General features: G+C 71.1%; 20 protein-coding genes. 7 read left to right on the top strand and 13 right to left on the bottom strand.

The features are described 5' to 3' along the window. Nucleotides 1-181: 181 nt before the first annotated feature. The 4 genes from FM051_RS18345 to FM051_RS18360 form a co-directional block, all read right to left on the bottom strand. Complete coding sequence (locus FM051_RS18345) at nt 182-3,508, bottom strand: error-prone DNA polymerase (protein ID WP_158844617.1); 3,327 nt, start codon at nt 3,506-3,508, stop codon at nt 182-184. Continuing rightward, a complete protein-coding gene (locus tag FM051_RS18350) occupies nt 3,508-3,753 on the bottom strand; it encodes a hypothetical protein (protein WP_238412476.1) in 246 nt (81 codons plus the stop codon). The genes FM051_RS18345 and FM051_RS18350 overlap by 1 nt, the downstream gene beginning before the upstream one ends. Next, nucleotides 3,753-5,327 carry a DNA polymerase Y family protein gene (locus tag FM051_RS18355; RefSeq protein WP_158844620.1) on the bottom strand — a complete coding sequence of 525 codons (1,575 nt, stop codon included), beginning with the start codon at nt 5,325-5,327 and terminating at the stop codon, nt 3,753-3,755. The genes FM051_RS18350 and FM051_RS18355 overlap by 1 nt, the downstream gene beginning before the upstream one ends. Nucleotides 5,328-5,389: 62 nt before the next feature. Continuing rightward, nucleotides 5,390-6,094 (bottom strand): hypothetical protein, encoded by a 705-nt coding sequence (locus FM051_RS18360; RefSeq protein WP_158844623.1) that lies wholly within the window; start codon nt 6,092-6,094, stop codon nt 5,390-5,392. A 202-nt stretch (nt 6,095-6,296) separates the two neighbouring features. On the opposite strand from FM051_RS18360, the gene FM051_RS18365 reads away from it, so the two are divergent. Then, nucleotides 6,297-7,196 carry a hypothetical protein gene (locus tag FM051_RS18365; RefSeq protein ID WP_158844626.1) on the top strand — a complete coding sequence of 300 codons (900 nt, stop codon included), beginning with the start codon at nt 6,297-6,299 and terminating at the stop codon, nt 7,194-7,196. 66 nt (nt 7,197-7,262) lie between these two features. On the opposite strand, the gene purH is transcribed toward FM051_RS18365, so the two are convergent. The 7 genes from purH to FM051_RS18400 form a co-directional block, all read right to left on the bottom strand. Further along, nucleotides 7,263-8,846 (bottom strand): bifunctional phosphoribosylaminoimidazolecarboxamide formyltransferase/IMP cyclohydrolase, encoded by a 1,584-nt coding sequence (gene purH / locus FM051_RS18370; RefSeq protein WP_158844629.1) that lies wholly within the window; start codon nt 8,844-8,846, stop codon nt 7,263-7,265. Continuing rightward, entirely contained in the window at nt 8,843-9,478 is a 636-nt protein-coding gene (gene purN / locus FM051_RS18375; RefSeq protein WP_158845346.1) for a phosphoribosylglycinamide formyltransferase, read from the bottom strand. Before purN ends, purH begins: the two co-directional genes overlap by 4 nt. 55 nt (nt 9,479-9,533) lie before the next feature. Continuing rightward, nucleotides 9,534-11,021: a cell division protein PerM gene (locus FM051_RS18380; protein ID WP_158844632.1), complete on the bottom strand. Its 1,488-nt coding sequence runs from the start codon at nt 11,019-11,021 to the stop codon at nt 9,534-9,536. A gap of 105 nt (nt 11,022-11,126) precedes the next feature. Continuing rightward, complete coding sequence (locus tag FM051_RS18385) at nt 11,127-11,783, bottom strand: DUF5336 domain-containing protein (protein ID WP_158844635.1); 657 nt, start codon at nt 11,781-11,783, stop codon at nt 11,127-11,129. 187 nt (nt 11,784-11,970) lie between these two features. Continuing rightward, complete coding sequence (gene sucD / locus FM051_RS18390) at nt 11,971-12,861, bottom strand: succinate--CoA ligase subunit alpha (protein ID WP_158844637.1); 891 nt, start codon at nt 12,859-12,861, stop codon at nt 11,971-11,973. Nucleotides 12,862-12,863: 2 nt separating this feature from the next. Next, on the bottom strand, nt 12,864-14,033 hold the full coding sequence (gene sucC / locus FM051_RS18395) for an ADP-forming succinate--CoA ligase subunit beta (protein WP_158844640.1): 1,170 nt from the start codon (nt 14,031-14,033) through the stop codon (nt 12,864-12,866). A gap of 241 nt (nt 14,034-14,274) precedes the next feature. Then, nucleotides 14,275-15,927, bottom strand: a complete 1,653-nt coding sequence (locus FM051_RS18400; protein WP_158844643.1) for a hypothetical protein — start codon at nt 15,925-15,927, stop codon at nt 14,275-14,277. A gap of 163 nt (nt 15,928-16,090) precedes the next feature. Between FM051_RS18400 and FM051_RS18405 the strand changes: the two genes are divergently transcribed. Beyond that, the gene (locus tag FM051_RS18405; RefSeq protein WP_158844646.1) at nt 16,091-17,044 is read left to right on the top strand and encodes an alpha/beta fold hydrolase; all 954 of its coding nucleotides are present in this window, start codon (nt 16,091-16,093) and stop codon (nt 17,042-17,044) included. A 310-nt stretch (nt 17,045-17,354) separates the two neighbouring features. After that, a complete protein-coding gene (locus tag FM051_RS18410; protein ID WP_238412478.1) occupies nt 17,355-18,074 on the top strand; it encodes a M23 family metallopeptidase in 720 nt (239 codons plus the stop codon). 400 nt (nt 18,075-18,474) lie between these two features. Here the strand turns inward: FM051_RS18410 and pcrA are convergent, their stop codons facing one another. Next, nucleotides 18,475-20,793: a DNA helicase PcrA gene (gene pcrA / locus FM051_RS18415; RefSeq protein WP_158844651.1), complete on the bottom strand. Its 2,319-nt coding sequence runs from the start codon at nt 20,791-20,793 to the stop codon at nt 18,475-18,477. Between the two features lie 219 nt (nt 20,794-21,012). Between pcrA and FM051_RS18420 the strand changes: the two genes are divergently transcribed. Next, nucleotides 21,013-21,273: a chorismate mutase gene (locus FM051_RS18420; protein WP_158844654.1), complete on the top strand. Its 261-nt coding sequence runs from the start codon at nt 21,013-21,015 to the stop codon at nt 21,271-21,273. Nucleotides 21,274-21,469: 196 nt separating this feature from the next. Here FM051_RS18420 and FM051_RS18425 read toward each other — a convergent pair whose 3' ends face one another. Then, entirely contained in the window at nt 21,470-22,537 is a 1,068-nt protein-coding gene (locus FM051_RS18425) for an arginase family protein (RefSeq protein ID WP_158844658.1), read from the bottom strand. Nucleotides 22,538-22,601: 64 nt separating this feature from the next. Between FM051_RS18425 and FM051_RS18430 the strand changes: the two genes are divergently transcribed. From FM051_RS18430 to FM051_RS18440, 3 genes are all read left to right on the top strand, one after another. After that, on the top strand, nt 22,602-22,916 hold the full coding sequence (locus FM051_RS18430) for a hypothetical protein (protein ID WP_158844661.1): 315 nt from the start codon (nt 22,602-22,604) through the stop codon (nt 22,914-22,916). Nucleotides 22,917-23,115: 199 nt separating this feature from the next. Continuing rightward, nucleotides 23,116-24,009 (top strand): hypothetical protein, encoded by an 894-nt coding sequence (locus FM051_RS18435; RefSeq protein WP_158844664.1) that lies wholly within the window; start codon nt 23,116-23,118, stop codon nt 24,007-24,009. Nucleotides 24,010-24,259: 250 nt separating this feature from the next. After that, the gene (locus FM051_RS18440) at nt 24,260-25,042 is read left to right on the top strand and encodes a hypothetical protein (protein ID WP_158844667.1); all 783 of its coding nucleotides are present in this window, start codon (nt 24,260-24,262) and stop codon (nt 25,040-25,042) included. Nucleotides 25,043-25,154: the final 112 nt, after the last annotated feature.

Here is a 25,154-nt window from a genome sequence, read left to right on the forward strand (position 1 = left end):
CTCGATTTGACATGGGTTCGGGTGCCATAGGCTGGTCGGAGCCGGCAGGCTTGGCGGGCGCTCTTTCCGCCAAGCCTGCCGGCTGCGGCCTGCCTCCGGTGCCCGTAAGGGCCCCATGTCAAATCGAGCCGGACTGGACCCCAGGCCTAAACCACCCTGAACCCGCCCACCACCCCACAGCTCACCGGAAATCCCGGGACCGGGAAGGAATCCGCAGGTCCAGGTGTTGCAGCCGTTCCGCACGGATGCTGATCACGCCTTCCGCCGACTCGACCACCCCTCGAACCAGCAGCGCGGGACTAGTCCGGGCGACCCGGCGGTAGCGGGCCCACAGGCCCGTCGTGCACACGACGTTGACCATGCCGGTCTCGTCCTCGATGTTGAGGAACGTGACACCGCCCGCGGTGCCGGGGCGTTGGCGGTGGGTGACGGCACCACCGATCAGCACCCTGGTGCCGTTGGGCACCTCGGCCAAGTCGGCGGTGGCCAAGGCACCCAAAGCAGTAAGGCGGTCGCGCACGAACTCGGTCGGGAAGCTGTTCGGGGACAGGCCCATCGCCCAGACGTCGGCGACGGCGAGTTCGACCTCGTCCATACCGGGCAGGGCGGGGGCACCGGTGCCGACCACGGTGCCGGGCAGGCGGTCGGGGCGGATCTTCGCCACGGCTCCCGCCGACCACAGCGCGGCGCGCCGGTCCAGCCCGAAACAGCCGAGCGCGCCGGCGGTGGCCATGGCCTCGACCTGTGCGGTGGTCAGGCGGACTCGGGCGCCGAAGTCCGCCATGTCCCGGAACGGGCCGCCCGCTTCCCGTTGCGCGACAACGCTTTCGGCAACCTTCTGGCCGATGGTCCGGATACCGCCCAGGCCGATGCGCACGGCTTGGGCGCCACCCACCTCGCCGTCGACCAGTTCGAGGGTGGCGTGCGGGAGGCTGGCGTTGACATCAGGACCGAGCACGCGCACGCCGTGACGGCGGGCGTCCGCAACCAACGACTGAGGGGAGTAGAAGCCCATGGGCTGAGCACGCAGCAGCGCCGCGCAGAACGCAGCCGGGTGGTAGAGCTTGAACCAGGCGCTGACGAACACGAGGTGCGCGAAGCTGAGCGCGTGGCTTTCCGGGAAGCCGAAGTTGGCGAACGCCAACAGCTTCGCGTAGATCTTCTCGGCCAGTTCCTGACCGATGCCGTTGGCCTTGACACCTTCGTAGAAGCGATCACGGAGGCGTTCCATGCGGTACGTGGAGCGTTTGGCGCCCATGGCGCGTCGCAGTTCGTCGGCCTCGGCGGGGCTGAAGTCGGCCACGTCGACGGCGATCTGCATGAGCTGTTCTTGGAACAGCGGCACGCCGAAGGTCTTCTTGAGCGCGCCCTCCAGCAGGGGGTGGTCGTAGTCCCACTCCTCGTGACCATTACGGCGGCGGATGTAGGGGTGGACCGAGCCGCCCTGGATCGGGCCGGGGCGGATCAGGGCGACCTCGACCACCAGGTCGTAGAACGTGCTCGGCTTGAGCCGGGGCAGGGTGGCCATCTGGGCGCGGCTCTCCACCTGGAAGACACCGACGGAGTCTGCGCGCTGCAACATCTCGTAGACGCCTTCGTCAGCCAGGTCGAGGTTGCCGATGTCGACCTCGACGCCCTCGTGCTCGCGCACCAGGTCGATGGCGTAGTGCAGAGCCGAGAGCATGCCCAGACCGAGCAGGTCGAACTTGACCAACCCGATGGAGGCGCAATCGTCCTTGTCCCACTGCAACACCGTGCGGTCGGCCATCCGGCCTTTCTCGACCGGGCACACCTCGCTGACCGGCCGGTCGCAGATGACCATGCCACCGGAGTGGATGCCCAGGTGGCGCGGGAAGTTCTCCAACTCGGCGGCCAACTCCAGCACCGGGCGCGGTATACCGTCTTCGTCCACTGTGGACCGCAGTGGGCCCCAGCGGTCGATCTGCTTGCTCCACGCGTCCTGCTGGCCGACCGAGTAGCCGAGCGCCCGCGCCACGTCCCGGATCGCCGACCGGCCGCGGTAGCTGATGACGTTCGCGACCTGCGCGGCGTGCCGTCGTCCGTACTTGCGGTAGACGTACTGGATGGCCTCCTCGCGGCGGTCGGACTCGATGTCGAGGTCGATATCGGGTGGGCCGTCGCGGGCCGGGGCGATGAAACGCTCGAAGAGGAGGTCGAACCGGACCGCGTCGACGTTGGTGATGCCGAGGGCGTAGCAGACCGCGGAGTTCGCGGCCGAGCCGCGGCCCTGGCAGAGGATGTTGTTGCGGCGGCAGAAGTCCACGATGTCGTGCACGACGAGGAAGTAGCCGGGGAAGCTCAGCTCCTCGATGATCTTCAGCTCGTGCTCGATCTGCCGGTACGCCCTGGGGTTCTCGCCGATCGAGCGGTAACGGCGGGCCGCGCCGTCGTAGGTCAGCTTGCGGAGGTGGCTGTTCTCGTCCTCTCCCGGCGGCACGTCGAACGGCGGCAGTTCCGGCGCGATGAGCTTCAGGTCGAACTGGCACTGCGTGCCGAGCACGGCCGCGCGGTGCACCACGCCGGGGAACCGGGCGAACCGGCGGGCCATCTCCTCCCCCGACCGCAGGCACGCGGTGCGGCCGGGCGGCAGCCAGCCGGTCATCTCGTCCAGACTGCGCCGCGCCCGCACGGCCGCCATCGCCGCCGCCAACCGGCCGCGCGCGGGCACGGCGTAGTGCACGGCGTTCGTCGCCACGGTCGGCAACCCCAGGTCGTGGGCCATGCCCCACAGCAGGTCGTTGCGCGGGCCGTCCTCGGGATAGCCGTGGTCGGTCAGCTCCACGAACACCCGGTCCGCGCCGTACAGGTCGACCAGCCGGCGCAGCTGCGCGAACGCCGCCTCGGGCCCTTCCCGCGTCAACGCCCGGCGCACCGCGCCCTTGCGGCAGCCGGTGAGCACGACGCAGTCGTCACGGGTGTCCGCGACGACCTGGTCCAGCCGGTAGACCGGCCGTCCTTTCTCGCTGCCCTCCGCGAGCTGGCCGGTGGTGATCGTGCGGCACAACGCGTGGTAGCCGTCGGGGTTGGTGGCCAGCAGGAGCAGGTGCTCACCCTCCGGGTCGGGCTCCCCGTTCTGCGGTGCGGACAGCCCGAGGCTCAGCTCGGTGCCGAACACCGTGCGCACGCCCAGTTCCTTGGCCGCCTCGGCGAACCGCACCACGCCGTACATGCCGTCGTGGTCGGTCAACGCCACCCCGTCCAGCCCGAGCTGCTGCGCCGCCTCCACCAACTCCTCCGGGTGGCTCGCGCCGTCGAGGAAGCTGAAGTTGGAGTGGCAGTGCAGTTCGACGTACGGGACGCGGGCGCGGGTCGCGCCGAGCTCGTCCACCTTGACCGCGAAGTCGGGCGGCGTCTCGTAGCGTTCGCGCTGACGCGTCCACGCCGGGCTGTCGCCGCCGTCGGGGACCGGTGCGTCCCTCGACAACGCGCGCCCCGACAGCGCGCGCTCCAGCTCCGACCAGCGGACCGGCGGGTTGTTCCAACCCATCAGCGCAGGTCGTCCCGGAGCAAGTCGTCGCCGGCCTGCCGAGGCGCCGGGATCAGCGGCGCCGGGGGCAGTCGCGACGGGAGCCAGCCGAAGCTCACCACGTAGGCCGGTCCACCGCGCTGGTCCGGAACGTCGCAGGCCTCCAGCCAATCGGCCAGACCACGACTATCCAGACCACCGCTATCCAGGCCACCACGATCCGAGCCACCACGATCCTGCTCGGAAAAGGAAAAGTCACCGCTCATCAGTCGTACACCCCTTCCACCGCCCACTTCCCACCCGCGCGGATCAGCAGGAACGCCAGTTCCTCACCGTCCGGCGCGGTACCCAGCACTTGCAGTCGCGCCCCGCGCATCGCGGTCTCTTCGTCCCACCAGCGCTCGTCCACCGGCCACGGCCCCGACCACGCCACGACCTGCCGCGCCCGACCGGCGTGCACGATTCGGTGCGGTTGGACGACCAGCTCGGCGTAGCCGGTGACCACGACGTCCGCGCCCGACTCGTCGAGCAGCGCGACGGGCTCGGGTTCGGCGAACACCGTCGCCGGCGACGGCGCGGGCAGCTGCCCCGGCCACGGCTGGTCCGGGTCCGCCGCCGGGGTGCGTTCGTCGCCCCACGGCACCAGCCGTACCCGTTCGACCGGCCCACGCCCGCCGCCGAGCACCGGCGTGAGCACGGCGTCCGGCCCGAGCAGGCCTTGGACGTGCACCATCGCGCGCGCCGCCCGTTCCGCCGCCTCGCCCTGGTCCTGCCCGGCGCCCGGCCACAGGCCCAGTTGCAGGGCGGTGGCGTCGACCACCTCTTCGGGGTCGAGTCGGAGCTGGTGGATGCCGGAGGTGAGCCGGACGCGGGTGAGCCAGCCGTCGAGCTGCCAGCGGACCCGGTCCGCGATGCCCTGCGGGGTGAGCGGGTCGGCGCAGCGCCACACCCGGTGCAGTTCCTCGCCGTTCTCGGTGGTGGCGCGGATGCCGAGGCGGGTGCAGGCGAGGCCGCGGTCGGCGAGGCCCGTGTGCAGGCGTTCGGCGAGGCTCTTGGCCGCGAAGGCCGCCGCGTCGACCCGGTCGATCGGCGGGTCGAGGTGCCGGGTGACCGACAGCTCGGGTGGCGGCCGGCGACGTGAGCGGGGCCGTTCCTCCAGCCCGGCGGCCAGCCGGTGGGCCGGCACGGCCGCGCGGCCGAAGCGGGTGGCGACGTCCCGCTCGGGGATGGAGGCGAACGCGCCGAGGGTGCGCAGACCGAGGCGGCGCAGGAGGTCGACCAGTTCGGTCCGGTCCTCACGGTGCTCGGCGGGTTGGTCGAGTTCGTGGATACCCAGCGGCGCGAGGAATTCGGCGGCCCCACCGGGCGGCACGATCAGCCCGCGGTGTGCGGCCAGGGTCGCCGCGAACAGCCCGTCGGCGAAACCGACCTGCGCCTCGACCCCGGCGCGAACCGCGACGTGGTCGACCAGCCGTTCGGCGGCCTGCTCGGCGGACTTGTAGTACCTGACGGGTCCTTGAGCCGCGACGACCACCAGCCCGGGTCGAACCACCTCGATCCCGGGCGCGAGCTCCTCCACCGCCGCCGCGACCGGCTCGAAAAGACGGGCGTCGCGCACCTCGTCGTACTCGAAGACGGCCAACTCGGGACACTGCCCCTGAGCCGGGCGCAGACGCATCCGCCGCCGAACCCCCTCCGCCCGCGCGACCGCCGAACAGGCAACAACTTCACCCGATCTGACGACGGCAGCAGGCACGTGCGGCAGCAGCGAGGCCTCGGCGGAGGCCGCCACCACCGGCCAGTCAGGACACCAGACGGCAAGCGTGTACAGGAGATTCACCTCTTCGACGGAGTCGGCAGGTTCGGAAGGTTCAGCAGGCGTTCGTGGGTGGACAGCACCGGTCACACCGCCTCGGCCGGCGACCGGGCGGACGCCGGCGCGGGTGCCGGTAGGGGGATCAGAGTGGGACGCCGGGTCGGCGCATCGCCGGCACCCGGGAGGGGCACGCGAGCTTGCCTCGGCCTTGCGGCTGCGCCTCGGCCCGTCGCCCGGACCGTGACGGTTCTGGTGGACAGGACGCCGTGACCTGCGTTCAGGCCGGTCCACGGGCCTGGGGTCGCCGTCAGTTCCACGTCGGCGCCTGGCCACGGGACCGCGAACGGCAACAGGACCGCTTTGCGGTGGCGGGCTCTGGCGATGAGTTTGCGCGAGGTCGCACGGGTTACCGACGTGGCCACCGCGACCAGGTCGAAGCCGTCCAGGAGGGCCGCCACGGTCTTCTCGACCTCGCTCTGGCCCCTCCCAGGACGAGGGACCAGAGCGAGCCGATGGACGGCCACCCCCAGTTCGGCCGCCGCGAGTGCCCCACACCGCGGCAGGCCCACCACGGCCGCCCAGCACCCTTCCGCTGTCGCCGCGGCCAGCAGCGCGAGCAGCAACGATGTCGACCCGCGCACCGACACCGTGCTGCCCCGCCGCAGGCCGCCCCACGGGAGGAGCTCTGCCAGTTCCCCGCGAACCGGCAGAGTCCGGGCCAGTGCCGTGGTCAGCTCGCCCGCCGCGCCTACCCCGAGCGCGGTCAGCGTCGCCGTTGCCGACCTTGACACCCGCCCTCCTCCCCACTGATCCGCGCGCACCCCTGTGCGCGGATCGCCGTGGGAAGTCAGCGACCTGTCTGTCGAACGTGTGTTCGAACGACAGAGTGATCTTATCCCGAAGGAGCCACCCGGTGTCAATGCTGTCGGCGTTCCCGATCGGGTGGCCGGCAGACTGCTCCGCGCGCACCGACCGGCAACACGGGGGGGAACCGTGAACGCACCTCAGAACCCTCAGCACTGGCCCCAGCAGCCCCAGCAACAGCCGGGCTTCGGGAACCCGCAGCAGCCCGGTTATGGGCCCCCGCAAGCCGGACCGCCACAAGCCGGGCCGCCGCAAGCCGCGCCGCCCGCCGGTCCACAGCAAGCGGGGCCTCAGCACCCCGGGCAGCCGGGCGGGTACGGCCCGCCCGGTGGGTACGGCCCGCCTCAGCCCCAGCCCGCGAACCAGCAGCCCGGATTCGCGCACCCCGGCGGGTACGGGCCTCAGCAGCCGCCCAAGAAGAAGCGGACCGGGCTGGTCATCGGGGTCCTGATCGCGGTGGTCCTGCTGGTGGTGGCCAGTGTCTTCGGCAGTTTCTACCTCGAATACACCGACGACCCCGGCGGCGGTCCCGGCGCCGAGCCGATCGCCCAGTGCGAGCTGAGCGCCGAGCTGAGGTCACAGGCTCACGTCAGCAGCTTCCGCCTCATCCAGGCGCCCACCGAGGCCGAGAAGGGCATGAAGCTGAGCCATTGCGCGTGGGAGCAGACCAAGGGCAAGGACGGCCCCAACCCGCGCAGGCTCAGCTTCCTCGTCTACGACTTCACCAAGTTCAACACCAAGAACGACGTCAACCTCAGGCAGGCCGAGGGCAACTACGACAGCTTCACGTCGGAGGCCGCCGGCCAGCAGGCCAAGACCATCGACGGCCTCGGCGACGAGGCGATCATCTCCATCCCGTCCTCCCCGACCGACCTGACCGAGGTGACCCTGGTGGTCCGCAAGGGCGCGGTGGTGTGGAACATCCACTACCAGGGCCGTGACAAGGGTTTCTTCACCGACTCCGAGTTCCCGATCGCGGACGCGGAAGCCGTGGCGCGCAAGACGGCCGAAGAGCTGACCTCGAAGTAGGTCGCCGGAAAAGCAGCGTGGGGGCTCCTCGCCCGCAGGCGAAGAGCCCCCACACCGGCGAAGAACCTAGTGCGCGAAGTGCCGGGTACCGGTCAGGTACACCGTCACGCCCGCCGCCTCGGCCGCCGCGATCACCTCGGCGTCGCGGACCGACCCACCGGGCTGCACGACCGCCCGCACACCGGCCTCCAGCAGCACTTCGAGCCCGTCCGGGAACGGGAAGAACGCGTCCGACGCGGCCACCGAACCCCGCGCGCGGTCACCCGCACGGGCGACCGCCAGCCGAGCCGCGTCCACCCGGTTGACCTGCCCCATGCCCGCACCGACGGTCGCGCCGCCGGACGCCAGCAGGATCGCGTTCGACTTCACCGCCCGGCACGCCCGCCAGGCGAACGCGAGGTCGGCCAGCCCCTGCTCGTCCAACGGCTTGCCGCACGCCAACGTCCACTTGGCCGGGTCGTCGCCGTCCGCCTCGATGGTGTCCGAGGTCTGGAGCAGCAGCCCGCCCGACACGGCACGCATCTCGACGCCACCGCGCGTCGGCTCCGGCGCCACGAGGATGCGCACGTTCTTCTTGCGCGTCAGCACGTCCACCGCACCGTCGGCGTACGACGGCGCGATGACGACCTCGGTGAAGATCTCCGCGACCTGCTCGGCCATCTCCACGGTGACCTCGCGGTTCGCCGCGATCACCCCGCCGAACGCGCTCACCGGGTCGCACGCGTGCGCGTTGCGGTGCGCCTCGGCGATCGCACCGGGACCGTCCACCCGGGACACCGCGATACCGCACGGGTTGGCGTGCTTGATGATCGCCACGCACGGCAGCTCGTGGTCCCACGCCGCCCGCCACGCGGCGTCCGCGTCGACGAAGTTGTTGTAGGACATCTCCTTGCCGTGCAGCTGCGACGCCGTGGCCAGCCCGGAACGCCCGTCACCCTGCGTGTACAGCGCCGCCCGCTGGTGCGGGTTCTCGCCGTACCGCAGCACCTGCTTGCGGTTCCACGTCGCGCCGACCCAGCCGGGGAAGCCGGAGCCCTCGTCGTCCGGCGCGACCGCACTGCCCAGCCAAGACGCCACGGCCACGTCGTAGGACGCGGTGTGCCGGAACGCGTCCACGGCCAACCGCTGCCGGTCGGCCAGGGTGAACCCACCGGCCGTGACCTGCTCCAACACCCACGAGTACCGCTCCGGGTCCACCACGACGGCCACGCTGGCGTGGTTCTTCGCCGACGCCCGCACCATGGCCGGCCCGCCGATGTCGATCTGCTCCACGCACTCGTCCGCCGACGCGCCCGAAGCCACCGTCTGGGTGAACGGGTACAGGTTCACCACGAGCAGGTCGAACGGCTCGATGCCCAGCTCGCGCAGGGTCTCCAGGTGCGCCTCACGCCGGGTGTCGGCGAGCAGACCCGCGTGCACGCCGGGGTGCAGCGTCTTGACCCGGCCGTCCAGCGCCTCCGGGAACCCGGTGACCTGCTCGACCGGGGTGACCGGCACACCCGCGTCGGCCAGCGTGCGCGCCGTGCCGCCGGTGGAGACGATCTCGACTCCGGCCGCGTGCAGGCCGGTGGCCAGTTCCAGCAGCCCCGACTTGTCGGACACCCCGATCAGGGCCCGACGAACCGGTCGCCTCTCGGCAGGAGTGGTCACGGAATGCTCACCTTTCGTCCGTTCACGGTGCAGCCCTCGCGGGCCAGGCGGGCGACCACGTCGACCAGCAGCCGCCGCTCCACCACCTTGATGCGCTCGTGCAGGCTTTCGACGTCGTCGTCATCGGCGACGACGACCGCCTCCTGGGCCAGGATCGGCCCGGTGTCCACACCACCGTCCACCAGGTGCACGGTCGCACCGGTCACCTTCACGCCGTAGTCGACGGCGTCGCGGACGCCGTGCGCGCCGGGGAAGGCGGGCAGCAGCGCGGGGTGGGTGTTGACCATCCGGCCGCCGAAGCGGGCCAGGAAGGCGGGTCCGAGGATTTTCATGAACCCGGCGGAGACCACCAGGTCGGGTTTGTGCGCCTCGACGGCGTCGGCCAGCGCGGTGTCCCACGCGGTGCGGTCGGCGTGGTCGCGCAGTTTCACCGCGAAGCCGGGGACGCCGGCGCGCTCGGCGCGGCTCAGGCCCTCGATGCCGTCGCGGTCCGCGCCGACGGCGACCACCTCGACCGGGTATCCGGGGTCGGCCGCCGCGTCCAGCAACGCCTGCAGCAGGGTGCCGGAACCGGAGACGAGGACGACGACCCTGGCGGGGACGGGAAGCCGGAGTGTGGTCGCGGCGCTCAGCGTGCTCTCCTTGCTGGGGACTGTCACAGCAGCTCAAGAGCAGCCTAGGCGTTGCCTACCGGGGCTTGTCGGCCAGGTCCGGGTCGGCCTGGTCCCCTTCGTCGGAGTCGTCTCCGGACTCCGGTTCCGGCTCGTCGCCGGGGTCTTCGACCAATTCCTCTTCGAGGTCGTCGTACTCGTCGAGGTCGTGGTCGTACTCCTCCTCGTCCTCTTCTTCGGCTTCCTCTTCCAGCTCTTCGACGTCTTCCACGTCGTCTTCTTCGTACTCGGCTTCGTCGTCGTACTCGTCGTCGTCAGCCAGATCCTCGGCCGTGTCCTCGGCCACGTCCTCGTCCTCGTCCTCGGGGACGGTCTCGACCACGCGCGGCGGCCGGGGGCCGGAGAACCAGGCCACGACCGCGCCCGGCACGGTGATCCACCCGAACGTGAGCACGGCCAGCAGCCCGGCCGGGATGGTGACCGGGTTGAACACCCCACCGCCCAGCGCGCCACCGGCGATCGCGGCCAGCACCAGCGTGCCGACCCCCGCCGTGACGGCCGCGACCAGCACCGCGCGCACCCGCGACCGGGGCGTCTCGGCGGCGTCGCGCAACGACAACCCGACCAGCACGCCCACCACACCCGGCAGCACCAGCACCAGCGGCAGGTAGCTCAACTGCTCCTCGGGCAACGCCGCCAGCAGCGGCACGGCGGGCACCGGACCGCCGGTGAACTCCAGCGGGCCGACCACCACCGAGCCGATCGAGAACCCGGCGCCCACCACGTACGACAGCGCGCCGACCACCGCGTTGGGCAGGTACGCCAGGCACAGCAGCCAGATGCCGAGACCGGTGCCGATGGTGCCGCCGCTCTGGTCGAACAGCACGGCGGTGGTGGACCAGGAGAACGCCAGCCCCAACGCCAGCAGCAACGCACCCGCCGCCGTCAGCGCGAACAACGCCAGCGCACCGGCGCGCAACCCGCGCCGCGCCACCGGGTCGACGCGCTCGAACACGACCTCCACCAGGCCGCAGCGCTGCGCGACACCCGCGACCGCCGCCACCCCGGACACCGCCGCACAGCCGAAGAACGCCACCGCCGGCGTGGCGCGGACCGAGCCGTCGTCACCCATCAGGAACGCGATCATGCCGCCGACCACGGCGTGCGCACCGGCGATGCTGAACACCACCGACCGCGCCTGCAACGGCTCGAACAGCCCCAACCGGTCCGCCGCGCCCGCCGCCGCCCGGTACACCAGCAGCATCACCAGCGCCGTCGGCAGCAACGGCAGCATGCCGAGCTGCCCGCCGTCGAAGCGCAGCGGCACGTGGTGCGCGACCAGCCAGCCGGGCGCGGCTGCGGTGAGCACACCGGTGGTGGAGAACGACGCGTGCGCGGCCGTCGAGGAGATCAGCGCGAGCAGCGCGGCGACGGCGGCGTAGCCGATGACCACCGACCCGGCGGCGGTCATGGTGAGCACCCGCACCCGTTCGGCACGGGAGAACTCGGGCGGGCGGACGGAGTCCGTCACGACACCGTGCGAAGTCGTTTGCAGCACCGACATGCTCCCACTGTCTCAGTCGCACTGGGCTGTTCGGGCGAGGCTCGCCGGGTACGCGAAGAGGGGTGGCACCGCAGTTGGCGGTGCCACCCCTCTCACGACGTCGACTCAGCCCTGCTGCTGGCCGCCGAACCCGCCGGGCGGGGTGCCCTGGCCGGGCTGCTGGCCGGGCTGGCCGAACTGGCCCGGCTGCGGCATGTAGGACGTCGGCTGCGGCTGGTTGGGCTGCTGGCCCGGCTGCGGCTGCTGCATCGGCTGGCCGAACTGGCCGGACGGCGGGCCGTACTGCTGCGGCTGCGGCTGGCCCTGCTGCGGGAACGCGCCGGACTGCGGGTTCCAGCCACCGGGCTGGCCGTAGACGTTCGCCGCCTTCGGCTGGAACTTCACGATGCCGGTCTCGAGCAGCAGGCTCAGCACGACGGCCGCCGACAACAGCAGCGACACGATCAGCAGCACGATCTGCATGCCCTGGACGTCGGCCTCGCTGCTGATCAGCCCCTGGAGCAGCCCGAGCGTGGGGATCAGCGCGAACGGCACCGCCGCGTACAGCAGGCCCTTGGGCGCCTTCGGCAGCACGGACAGGCCGGCGAGGATGCCCGCCGCGTACAGGTACTCCGACGACGGCACGTCGTCGGCGAACGCGAGCAGGAACGCGATCAGCGCCAGACCGGCGGCGACCAGCGGAAGGATGAAGTTCAGGTTCACGCCAACCGCCGGCTGCGCCGGACCCGGCTGCTGCTGAGGGGCGCCGTACGGCTGGGACATGATGCGGTCTCCTCCACCTGCGGGAACTGATTTTCGGGTCAACAGAACGCTAGCCGATGCACACTCTCCGACGACGACCGGACTCCCGCGGTTCCCCCGGATGTGCGCATCGACTCATCCAGGAACGCCACGAGGGCCACCTCCCCGTGGGAGGTGGCCCTCAGTGTGTTCCACGAACGGACGAATGTCAGCCGATGGACTGCATGATCTCCCGCATCAGCCCGGCGGTCTCGCTCGGCGTCTTGCCGACCTTGACGCCGGCGGCCTCCAGGGCCTCCTTCTTCGCCTGCGCGGTGCCGGCCGAGCCGGACACGATCGCGCCCGCGTGGCCCATCGTCTTGCCCTCGGGCGCGGTGAAGCCCGCCACGTAGCCGACGACCGGCTTGGTGACGTTCTCCTTGATGTAGGCCGCGGCCCGCTCCTCGGCGTCGCCGCCGATCTCGCCGATCATCACGATCGCCGCGGTCTCCGGGTCGGCCTCGAAGGCCGCCAGCGCGTCGATGTGGGTGGTGCCGATGATCGGGTCGCCGCCGATGCCGATGGCGGTGGAGAAGCCGAAGTCACGCAGCTCGTACATCATCTGGTAGGTCAGCGTGCCGGACTTCGACACCAGACCGATCTTGCCCGCGCCGGAGATGTTGGCCGGGATGATGCCCGCGTTGGACTGCCCGGGGCTGATCAGACCGGGGCAGTTCGGGCCGATGATCCGGGTCTTGTTGCCGGTCGCGACGGCGTGCGCCCAGAACGCGGCGGTGTCGTGCACCGGGATGCCCTCGGTGATCACGACGGCCAGGCCGATGCCGGAGTCGATCGCCTCGATCACGGCCGCTTTGGCGAACGCGGGCGGGACGAAGATCACGGTGACGTCGGCGCCGGTGGCCTCGATGGCCTCGGACACCGAGCCGAACACCGGGAGCACGTTGCCGTCGAAGTCGACCTTCTCGCCGGCCTTGCGCGGGTTCACGCCGCCGACGATGTTCGTGCCGGAGGCCAGCATCCGCTTGGTGTGCTTGGTGCCCTCGGCGCCGGTCATGCCCTGGACGATGACCTTGCTGTCCTTGGTGATGAAGATAGCCATCGTCAGACCCCCGCAGCCGCGAGCTCGGCGGCCTTGTCGGCCGCGTTGTCCATAGTGTCCACCACGGTGACGAGCGGGTGGTCGGCCTCGGCGAGGATGCGCCGGCCCTCCTCCACGTTGTTGCCGTCGAGGCGGACCACGAGCGGCTTGGTGGCCTCGTCGCCCAGGATGCCCAGCGCGGCCACGATGCCGTTGGCGACCGCGTCGCACGCGGTGATGCCGCCGAAGACGTTCACGAACACGGAACGCACGTCCGGGTCGTGCAGGATGATCTCCAGGCCGTTGGCCATGACCTCGGCCGACGCGCCGCCGCCGATGTCGAGGAAGTTCGCGGGCTTGACGCCCTTGTGCTTCTCACCCGCGTACGCCACCACGTCGAGGGTGGACATCACGAGACCGGCGCCGTTGCCGATGATGCCGACCTGGCCGTCCAGCTTGACGTAGTTGAGGCCCTTGGCCTTGGCCTTGGCCTCCAGCGGGTCCTCGGCCTGCTTGTCCACCAGAGCCTCGTGCTCGGGGTGGCGGAAGCCGGCGTTCTCGTCGAGGGTGACCTTGCCGTCGAGCGCGACGACCTTGCCCTCGGGGTCGCGGACCAGCGGGTTGACCTCGACCAGCGTGGCGTCCTCGGAGACGAAGGTCTCCCAGAGCTTCACGATGACGTCGGCGACCTGGTCGGCCACCTCCGCCGGGAACTTGGCGGCGGCCACGATCTCGTCGGCCTTCGCGCGGTCCACGCCGGTGATCGCGTCGACCGGCACCTTGGCCAGGGCCTCGGGCTTGGTCGCGGCGACCTCTTCGATGTCCATGCCGCCCTCGACGCTGGCCATCGCCAGGAAGGTGCGGTTGGCGCGGTCGAGGAGGAAGGAGAAGTAGTACTCCTCCGCGATGTCGGACGCGGGCGTCACCAGCACGCGGTGAACGATGTGCCCCTTGATGTCCAGGCCGAGGATCGCCTCGGCCTTGACCTCGGTCTCGTCCGGGGTCTCGGCGAGCTTGACGCCGCCCGCCTTGCCGCGGCCGCCCGTCTTGACCTGGGCCTTGACCACGACGGTCTGGCCGAAGCGCTCGGCGATGGCCTTGGCCTCGGCGGGGGTGCTCGCCACGTCGCCCGGAAGTACCGGGACGTCGTGGGCGGCGAAGAGGTCCTTCGCCTGGTACTCGTACAGGTCCACTCGGGTCTCCTGCGACGTCGGTGTCGGACACCACGTCAGTTCGTGCGGTCCTCTGAGGTCCGGCGCTCCAGGCTGGGGCCTGGTGCCCACACGTACCAGGCATCACCTGGAACGCCGGCATAGCCGTGCGGGGACCGGCTCGACGCGGCTGCGCACGACCCTATCGACCTGCCCGGACTCCTCGTCATCCCACGCCCGTGAAGTCGGTCATAGAGGTGGTGAGGTCGATCACCACACCGATTCAGCGCGCCGTCCGGAGAGCCGCCGAGACGAGGAACGCGGCCGTCGCGGCGGCGGCGAGCCAGAGCCCCGGACCTGGTGCGGACTCGGCGGCACGGGCGGCGGTGAGCGGGTACTCGAGCGCGCGGACCGCCGTGACGAGGGCGGCACCGAGCAGCAGCGCCGCACCCCGGCCCGGCCGGGCTTTGAGCGCGATCACGGCGGCGGCCACGACGGTGACCAAGGCCACCAGGAGACCCGACGAGCCGACCCGCAGACCGAACGCGCCGATCGGCACGAGGTCCGGGGCCTGGATGACGGGGAGGCCGAACGCGCCGAACGCGAGCAGCGCGGCGATCAGGGCGGCGCCGACGAGCGGGAGCGGCGGTTGGGTCCCGGCAGTGCCCACTTCGTCCCGTTCGACCGCGCCGGCCAGGGCGGCGGTGACGGCGGCGGCCGCCGCGGCGACGACGGACCCGGCGGTGAACCAGACACCGGGGCCCGGCTGGATGGCGGCGACCCGGGTGGCGGCGAAGACGGCGTCGAGCGCGCCGCCCGCCGCCAGCGGGATCACGGCGGTGGCGACGGTGAAGGCGGGGCGGACGGCGGCCTTGGCGAGCAGTGCGGCGGCGAGGGCGGCGGTGACGATCGCGGCCGGCCAGAGCAGGCGCGCGGCGTAGTCCGTGGGCGCCGGGAGGCCGGCCGGGAGGACCAGCTGGTCGGTCGACGCGCCCGCAGCGGCTGCTGCGGCGGCGATCAGGCCCAGCGTGGCCGCGATGACGTGGAGGCGGCGCAGGCCCGGCAGTTCGACGCCGGATCGTTCGAGACCGCGCTCTTCGCTGTCCTTCTCCTCACCGGCTTTGGCGGCGCGTTGCGGCCAGGCGAGGGCGACGGCGGCGGCGAGGACGAGGAACGGGCCGACGGCGAGGCCCACTCGGTCGACGGTGAGAGCCGTGGCGATCGGCGGGAGCGCGAAGGTGAGGAGGACGGCGGCGAGGCCGAGGAGACCGCCCTTGCGGGCTTCGTTCGTGGTGGCGCTGGCCGCGAGCACGGCGAGTGCCGGTGCGGCGAGCGTGATGACGAGGCCGCCGACCATCGGGAGGGTGGGTGATTCGAACGGGCCGCGGGCGGGGATCAGGGCGTCGGTCGAGGTGAACGGCGCGGTGAAGAGGCCGATGCCGGCGACGATGCCCGCCGTGGCGGGCAGGACGAAGCTCGCGCGTTCGCTGCGGACGTCCGGTTCCTGGCCGAGGGTCGCCAACGCGCCCGCGGCGATGAGGAGGACGTGCCCGGCGATGAGCAGCCACACGCCGGCGGTGGGGGTCGGCGCGTCGAGGGTCGTGGGGCGGAACAGCTCGGGGCGTGAGGCGTCGACGGGGTCGACGGCGAGTTGGAGGTCGTTGAGGAGGCGACCCGCGGCGAACACGGCGGGTGCGACGAGAGCCGCCGCGGCGGTCAGCTCCTGGCCGCGCACCAGGAAGATCGCGGCGAGGGCCGTGGGCAGCAGGGCGAGCAGCGCCAGCAACGGCCAGGCCGTGAACGCGGGGGGCGCGGAGGCGTCGACCACCCCGACAGTCGGGGCCACCGCGGTGAGCAGCGAGCCCAGCACGGCCACCCCAACCGCCGCCCGCAGTCTCGTGGGGGCCGGTGAGACCGGTTCAGCGGTTCGGATCACCGGTTGGACGCTAGCAAAACGGGGAGGACGACGAGGGCCGGCCGGCTCCGTGTCAGGGGTGGCCGCCCAGGGCCGGGGTTCAGCGCGGGGTTCAGGGCCGGGGTTGTGAAGATCGGGCGTTGGGTACTCCTAGTTGGTGAGGGCATCACTTACCTTCAGCCTCATGGGTGGTGGTGCGCGGCGACTCGTCGAGGCCTGGGCAGGTCGGGTCGGAGCCGGTGTGGGTGCGGGGCTGGAGGTCGCCGGGGAGGTCCTCGGCGTTTCCGGGGCGGTGCTCCGCGCCGTCGCTTCACCCGGCGGGGTGCGCGGCGTCGCCGTCGAGGCCGCCTGGCTGGCGGCCCACACCGTTCTCTACCCCTGGGGCGTGCTGGAAGAGCAGCTGAAGACCGACGGGCACTTCCGCGCCTACCGCACCGACCGGCTCCCACCCCGCCAACGCGGCCTGGTGGTTTCAGCCATGGACGCCGCGGGTACCCCGATCGTGCTGGTGCACGGCATCGGGGACAACCGGTCCGCCTTCGCAGTGCTGTCGGGGGCACTGCGAAGGCGTGGCTTCGGAGTAGTTCACGCGGTGAACTACAGCGTGCTGACCGCCTTGACGGGGGACGTCAGGCGGTCAGCCGCGCTGCTGGGTGAGCACATCGAGCGGATCTGTGAGCAGACCGGATCCGACCGGGTGCACGTCGTCGGGCACTCGCTGGGCGGCCTGATCGCCCGTTATTACGTGCAGCGCCTGCGCGGGGACTCCCGGGTGCGCACGCTCGTCACCCTCGGCACCCCGCACGGCGGCACGCTGGCGGCCTACCTGCTGCCCACCTCGCTGACCAGGCAACTCCGGCCCGGTTCGGAACTGCTGTCCGAACTGGCCGAACCGTCCCGCCCTTGTCGCACGAGGTTCGTGGTGGTGTGGAGCGAGATGGACCAGGTGATCATCCCGCAGCGGAACGCCCGTTTGGAGCACCCCGCGTTGGTCGTGGAAGAGCACCAGATACGTGATTCAGGTCACCTCTCACTACCCGTGGACACCCGCACCCTTCACGCAGTGGTGACCGCCATCACACGTTTGGATGGCAACCAGAATCACCCCATAGTGCCTGTACGCGAGGGGTTTAAGTAGCTCGCACATGACGCAGCGTCACGACAGATACCCCTGACAGTCGCACTGACCCCTATTCGGCAGACGTCGTGATCGGGGATTGCCCTTAAGGGCTCCGCGCCGTTATCTTCCCCCGGTCCGTTGTCACGGTCTGGTCACAAGCAGGACGAAGAGTCGGTACCCCGACCGGCTCAACCGGGATCCCCCGCCCGGTGTCCGACCGGACTCCCCGAAGACGGAAGGCCAGGTTTTGTCTCAACACCGCTCCCCCGGCGGCCATACGAGTTCAGCTGTGCTCGAAGCGGCGGTAGACCGCGCCTCGACTCGCACGGTGAGCACGCACCGGCTTCCGCCTCCGCCTTCGGCGCTGCGCGGACGGATCGTGGTCGCCGCGGTCGCCGTAGGCGCTTTCGCCGCCGCCGGCGCAGGGCAGACGCTCCACGCGCTGGGCACCGACTCGCCGTCCGCGGCCGACGAGGTCACCCCGCTGGCGAACCCGTCCGACGGCGCCGCCGCGTTCGGCGTCGGCGGCAACGGCCCCGCGTCACCGCAGGTCCTGCCCGTCGCCAAGGTGGTCGACCCGGCGGCCGAGGCGCAGAAGCTCGTCAAGAGCCAGCAGATCACCGAGGACCGCCAGGCCGCCGAGGCCGAGGCGAAGCGCCCCAAGTTCGCCCGTCCCGCCGCCGGCGGCAGCTTCACCTCCGGTTTCGGCGGTCGCTGGGGCGAGATGCACTACGGCATCGACATCGCCGGTCCCATCGGCACGCCGCTCTACGCCGCCGCCGATGGTGTCGTGATCGAGGCCGGTCCGGCAAGCGGTTTCGGCCTGTGGGTCAAGATCGAGCACGCCGACGGCACGGTCACCGTGTACGGCCACATGGACACCTTCTCGGTCCGCAAGGGCCAGCGGGTCCAGGCGGGCGAGCAGATCGCCCGGATGGGCAACCGCGGCTTCTCCACCGGCTCGCACCTGCACTTCGAGGTCTGGAACCCGGAGGGCAAGAAGATCAACCCGCTGACCTGGCTGAACTCCAAGGGCATCAGCGTCTGACAGTCCGCAGCCAAAGGCCCTGCACCGGCGATTCCGCAGTGCAGGGCCTTTGGCGTGCCCGGAGGTGGCGTGTGCCGACATGGCGTGCGGGGACGTGGGAATGCGAAAGGCCGGGCCGCGTGAGCAGCCCGGCCTTTCCACTGTGGAACCGCCCCCCGAAGGTGATCCCCTCCTGCGGTCACCGCCCCGACACGGATCCCGCCCCACTACTTCCCTAACTTCCCCCCGTTGCCGCCAAGCGGCTCCCCGATGACCGGTTCACCCCGAATGACCCGCTCATCCCGCTTGTGACACCCCTAAAGACGCACGACGGTGATTCGGGTTGCACGGGAATCAGGACACGATCAGGTGAACGAAAACCGAATAGAACGTAAAACGACGAACTACGGCTCAGCGGCCCTCAGAGCTTCACGAGGGGCACGCCGCCGATGAGCATCAGCCGCACGGTCCCCGCGCCGCCGAAATCGATCGTGGCGGTCGCACGGGGCCCTGAGCCGTCCACGGCCACCACCCGACCGAGCCCGTACTTGTCGTGGCTCACCCGGTCGCCCACGTCCAGCTTCACCGCGGGCGTGTCCTTCCAGGCCGTGTTCGTCGGCGCCGGACGGGGTGAGGACGACCCGCGACCCCACGACGTCGGCGCGGACGGCGCGGAGCGCTTCGGCTCCACCCGCCGCCACTCGACCAGGTCGGCCGGGATCTCGTCCAGGAACCGCGACGCCGGGTTCGCCGACGGCTGGCCCCACGCCGAGCGCACCAGCGCCCGCGACAGGTACAGCCGCTGCCGGGCCCGGGTGATGCCCACGTACGCGAGCCGCCGCTCCTCGGCCAGCTCCGCCGGGTCGCCCAACGCCCGCATGTGCGGGAAGACGCCGTCCTCCCAGCCCGTGCAGAACACCACCGGGTACTCGAGCCCCTTGGCGGTGTGCAGCGTCATCAGCGTGACCACGCCGTCGGACTCCGCGTCCGGCACCGAGTCGGCGTCCGCGACCAGCGACACCCGCTCCAGGAACGCCGCCAGCGAACCCTCCGCGGGCAGGCCTTCGCCCTCGCCCTCCTCGGGCACCGGCACCGCCGAACCCAGGTCGGTGAACTCGCGGGCCACCGTGACCAGCTCGTTCAGGTTCTCCACCCTGGTGTGGTCCTGCGGGTCCTCGCTGGCCTCCAACTCGGCCCGGTAGGCGGTCTTCTCCAGCACCGCCTCCAGGATGTCGGCCACGTCGTCGCCGCGTTCGACCAGCACGCCCAGCTCGTCCATCAGCTCGACGAACCCGACGATCGCGTTGCGCGAACGCGGGTTGAGCAGCGGCACCTTGCCCGCCACCGCGTCACGCAACGCCGCCGCGAAGCCGATCCGCTCGCGCTCGGCGTACGTGGACACGCACGCCTCCGCGCGGTCGCCGATACCGCGCTTGGGCACGTTGAGGATGCGCCGCAGCGACACCGTGTCGTCCGGGTTCGACAGCGCCCGCAGGTACGCCAACGCGTCCCGCACCTCGCGCCGCTCGTAGAACCGGACGCCGCCGACCACCCGGTAGGGCAGGCCGAGGCGGATGAAGATCTCCTCGAACACGCGCGACTGGTTGTTGGTCCGGTAGAACACGGCGATCTCGCCGTTGTTCGCGTCACCGCCGTCGACCAGCCGGTCGATCTCGCCCGCGACGAACGCCGCCTCGTCGTGCTCGTTGTCCGCGACGTAGCCGACGATCTTCTCGCCCTCGCCCAGGTCGCTCCACAACCGCTTGTCGCGGCGGTCGGGGTTGCGCGAGATGACCGCGTTCGCGGCGCTCAGGATGGTCTGCGTGGACCGGTAGTTCTGCTCCAGCAGGATCGTGGTGGCCTGCGGGTAGTCGCGCTCGAACTCCACGATGTTGCGGATCGTCGCGCCGCGGAAGGCGTAGATCGACTGGTCCGCGTCGCCCACCACGCACAGCTCGCCCGGCGGCACGCCGTCCTTGCCGGTGCCGATCAGCTCGCGGACCAGCGTGTACTGCGCGTGGTTGGTGTCCTGGTACTCGTCGACCAGCACGTGCCGGAACCGGCGGTGGTAGTGCTCGGCCACGTCCGGGTGGTTCTGCAGCAGCTCGACGGTCCGCATGATCAGGTCGTCGAAGTCCAGCGAGTTCGACTCGCCGAGCCGGCGCTGGTAGCTCTCGTAGACCTCGGCGACGCGGCGCTCCAGGTCGTTCGACGCCCGGTCCTTCGCGGTGGCGGCGTCGACCAGCTCGTTCTTCAGGTTCGAGATGTGGATCGCCAGCATGCGCGCCGGGTAGCGCTTCGGGTCCAGGTCGAGGTCGCGGGCCACCAGCGTGATCAGCCTGCGGGTGTCGTCGGAGTCGTAGATCGAGAAGTTGGACGACATGCCGAGGGTCTTGGCCTCGCGGCGCATGACCCGCACGCACATGGAGTGGAACGTGGACACCCACATCGAGCGGGCCCGCGCGCCGACGAGGTCGGCCACGCGTTCCTTCATCTCGGCGGCGGCCTTGTTGGTGAAGGTGATCGCCATGACCTCGCCGGGGTGGACGTTGCGCTCGGCGAGCAGGTAGGCGATCCGTCGGGTGAGCACGCGCGTCTTGCCGGAGCCCGCACCCGCCACGACCAGCAAAGGCGCGCCCGAGTGCTCGACGGCCCGGCGCTGGGACGGGTTGAGGTCGTCGAGCAGCCGCGCGGACCGGGAGGCGGGGGGACTTGTGGGCAAGTCGAACAAGGCGCTCATCGCCTGTCCACGTTACCGGTTGCCACCGACAGTCCGTGGCTGTGGCATGATGAGCCGGTGCGCATGGCCCACTTCGAGTTTTTTTACGGGAACCGGACTCCGGCTCCCGTGGAGTGCTAGCGCCGACCAAGCCACCACGAAGCCCCGGAGTCCTCGGACCCCGGGGCTTCGCTGCTGCCAGGGCTGGGACTCCCGCCAGAGAGTCGAGAGGTCGTCACGATGAACAGCACCGAAACCGCCCCGGACATCGACGCGTTGCGCCAGGAGATCGACCACCTGGACGCCGAGCTGCTGCGGCTGGTCAAACGGCGGGTCGAGGTCTCCAAGATCATCGGCGCGGCGCGGATGGCCGCCGGCGGCACGCGGATCGTGCACAACCGCGAGATCGACGTGATCAACCGGTACAAGGAGCTCGGCCCCGAGGGCCGGGACCTGGCGATGATCCTGCTCAAGCTGGGCCGCGGCCCCCTCGGGCGGTGACATGGCCGCTGCTCCGCAGACGGCGGCTCGGTCGCCGGGCTGTGATCGAATTGCGCCGCTCCGCGGCTGGGGCAGACCGCTCGCGCCTGATTTTCCGACGATCGAAAAGCGTGATCGCCGGAAAATGAGTCGCGAACGATCGACGCGACCTCGCGGGGCGGTGGGCCTGTGCTTCGTAGACGCCAGAGCGGCGCAATCAAACACAGGCGAACTTCCAGTTGGTGGTGAGCGTGGACTTGGCACTGGCCAGGTCCACGTCCACCAGCTGGGTGTCGTCCGGCACGTAGGCCAGCGGGTCCTCCAGCAGGTCAAGGCCGAGCAGACCCTCCACCAGGGTGTGCAGGCACAACGCCGAGTAGCCGCGCAGGTAGCCGCCCTCCTGGGTGAGCACGGTCGGCAGGCCGAGTCCCGACACGGCCCGGCCGATGGCGCGGTAGCCGTCGGCGGTGAGGTTGTGCCTGCCGTTCGGGTCGAACGCGGACCCGTCGAAGCCGGAGGCGCAGACCAGGAAGTCCGCGCCGAACTCGGCCAACGCCGGGAACGCGATCTCCTCCAACGCCCGCCGGTAGGCGATGTCGCCCGCGCCCAGGGACAGCTCCACGTTGATGTTGGACGGGCCCGACTCGGCCGGCGCGCCGGTCTGGGCGTGGTTGACGCCCCACGGGCCGTGGCGCATGTGCACTGAGATGGTGAGCACGCCGTGGGTGTCGCGGAACACCTCCTGGGTGCCGTTGCCGTGGTGCACGTCCCAGTCCAGGACGGCGACCCGGCGGCCCGCGCGACGGGCCGTCTCGGCGACCAGCGCGGCGTTGTTGACCAGGCAGTACCCGTCCGGCACGGTCGGCTGGGCGTGGTGGCCGGGCGGGCGGACCAGGGCGTACGCCAGGCGCGTGCGGCCGGCCGCGACCGCCTCGTACGCCGCCAGCGCGGTGCCGGCGGCGGCGCGGATCGCGTCCCACGAGCCGGGGCCGACGACCGTGTTCACCTCGACGGCGGTGCGCTGCTCGCACGCCAGCCGAAGATCATCCAGGTAGGACCGCGCGTGGACGCGGGCCAGTTCCTCGTCGGTCGCGAACCGGCCGGTCGACCACGACAGGTGCGGTGCGACCGGTCCGTGCTCCAAGGCGTGCCGGAACGTGCGCAGCCGGGCCGCGTTCTCCGGGTGCGGTTCCGCCGCGTCGAGCCAGTCCCACCGGCCGGGCAGCTCCCACAGGCCCGTGCCGGTGTCGTGCTCGAGGCAGGCGTCGTGCCAGAAAAACTCCACCTCAGGGGGATATCAGGGCGATCACGGATGGTCCAGCGCGTTTGACCGGGTGCACACTGGTCACATGGTCATCGGTCTCATCACGGGCCTCATCGCGATACTGGGAGTGCTCGCCGCGCTGGCGCACGACGGTTACCTCGCGATGCTCGGTTCCGCCGCCAAGTCCAAGCGCGCCGCGGGCGCGCCCATAGCGCAGTACGTGCGCAGTCGGTGGACCCTCGCCGGGGTGACGACGATCATCGCGCTGGTGGGTCTGCTGATCACGGCAGGAGGCTCCGTCTCGGGCGACATCATCGGCGCGCTGATCGCCGGCGGCGCCGGTCTGGCCGCCACCAACGCGCTCCAGAGCACCCGGAAGCGGCTCGACAGCGGCAGCTAGGAGATTCACTCTTACGTGTGGCACAAGGCTGATCTCCGCAGCTCTACGTGGACCCTGCACCTACCCTGAGGTAGTTGCGGGGTCCTCGACGTCCCACCCCCACGTTCCCCCGCGCCACTCGGCCCAAACAGGGCTGAGCCCAACAGGTGAAAAGGCCGCGAGGGCCGTAAGGCCCGGGGGCGGGAGGGGTCTGCACAGCATGGACATCGCGGAACCGGAACGGTCGGGCCGGCATCGACTGGACGACGGGGCGGCGATCTGGCTGCCCATGGGCGGCGAGTTGGTGCACACGCCGCACGAACGCGTGGTGGTGCGACCGCTGCCCGCGGAACCACCCCCGCCCGACCCGTACGTCGACACCGACGCGATGGGTCTGCGCAAGTTCAACATCGGCCTGGTGCCCGCCTCGGTGACGCCGCCCCGGACGTGGAAGCGGGCCGCGTGGTTCACGGTGCTGTCCTCGGCGGGCGTCCTGGTCGGCCTGGCCATCGCGGCGGCCAAGCTGGTCGGCTCGAACCCGGTCGAGCGGATCGGGATGCCGGGCTACCCGACGGACGTGCCGCTGCTCACCGGTTTCGCCACCACCGGGCCGCCGTCGACCACCTCGGCCGCCTGGGGGACGGGCCGCCGGACGGCCGAGGTCGTGGCGGACGGCGTGATCGCACCCACCGACGACGGCACGGCCGCGGGCGGCACTTCCTCGACCGGGGACACCACCAGCGCGCCAGGCCCCTCCACGTCCGCGCACGTCACCACCGTTCTCGCGGAGTCACAGCCGGTGGTCGACGCGGAGGCGATCGCGATCAGCACGGAGCGTTTCTACGAAGAGGTGGCGGTGAACGCGGACACCGCGTTGACCATGGTCTCCGACTCGTTCCGGTCGAACGGTGAGGCGCTGCTGGCGCAGCGGTTCGCCGACGTGTCGCTGATCGAGGTGACGGAGATCAGCGTGGACCCGGCGAACGGCATCACGGTCAGCACGATGCAGGTCACGCGCAAGGACGGGACCACCACCACGGAGAAGCGCGAGCTGGTGTTCACCACCGCCGACGTCCCGTTGATCGACGACGAACGGCCGGTGGACGACGCCTAGCCCAGTCCGCGTACACCGAACCAACCCGACCAGGGCATCTTTCCGTAATCTTTCATCCGTTCGAGCGACGACATTTGACCACTGGTCGCCACGAACGAGTGAACTCCCCCGCTGAGCTGGCTTCTCGTCGGTCGACCACGGTACGAGTCTTGGCGACGACACGACGAGGGAGTCGCCAGTGCAGTGCCCTACGCCAGTACAGCGCCCCACGACGAGCGGTCGCAGGCACACCCGCGCGGGTTCGGTCTCGGTGGCCGAGCTGATCAGGAAACAGCGGACACCGGTGCGAATCCCGTACCGCGAGCAAGCGGCCACCCACGCCCTGGTGGCCGATCTGCCGGGTGAGGAGAGGGAGCCGACGGCCAGGCGACCGCCCAACCGGGTGGCGAAGTTCGCCGGTGTGGCCACCGGGGCGATCGTGCTGCTGGCGTCCGTCGTGGCCGCCTCGATCCTGGCGGGGAACCGCCCCGGCGGTCCCGACCCGGCGCGCGCCGACACGCCCGTGCCGATCAGCGGGGCGTCCGCGCTGCGGCCGGACGTGCTGTCGTCGGAACTGGGCGGCGGGCGGCTCGACCGACCTCCCGTCGCGGCGCAGCAGGCCGTGCCACCGGCCGCCGACGTGCCACCGGCCGCCGACGCGCCGCCGGCCACCGACGCGCCGCCAGCCGCCGACGTGCCGCCGGAGCCGCCCGTCCTGGTACCGCCACCCGTGCTGACCGTCGGGCCGGAACCGCAGGTGGACGTGGTGCGGCGGTTCTTCGAGCTGCTGCCCGCCAAGCCGGCCGACGCGTCCCGGCTGCTGTCACCGGAACTCCTCGGCGAGGACGCGCGCGATTTCGTCGCGTCCTGGGGCCAGGTGCAGGCGATCGCGATCGAGTCGACCACCCTCCGGCCGGACGGCGCGGTGCTCGCGGTGGTGTCGATGCAGGAGCGCACCGGTCGGTGGATGCGCGTCGAGCAGGTTTTCCGGTTGACCGACACGACCGTCCCGCACATCGTGGCCACCGAGGTCCTCTCGGCTCAACGCAGCTGACTCTCCGTAGTGATCATGCCCTGAAGCTCACCGAACGTGGACAAAGCACAGGATCACTCGGAAAACTTCGGCCAAAGGGGTTACGTAGACGGTCACGATTCGGTATCCATGA

The sequence above is a fragment of the Saccharothrix deserti genome (assembly GCF_009769385.1).
Taxonomy (GTDB): domain Bacteria; phylum Actinomycetota; class Actinomycetes; order Mycobacteriales; family Pseudonocardiaceae; genus Actinosynnema; species Actinosynnema deserti.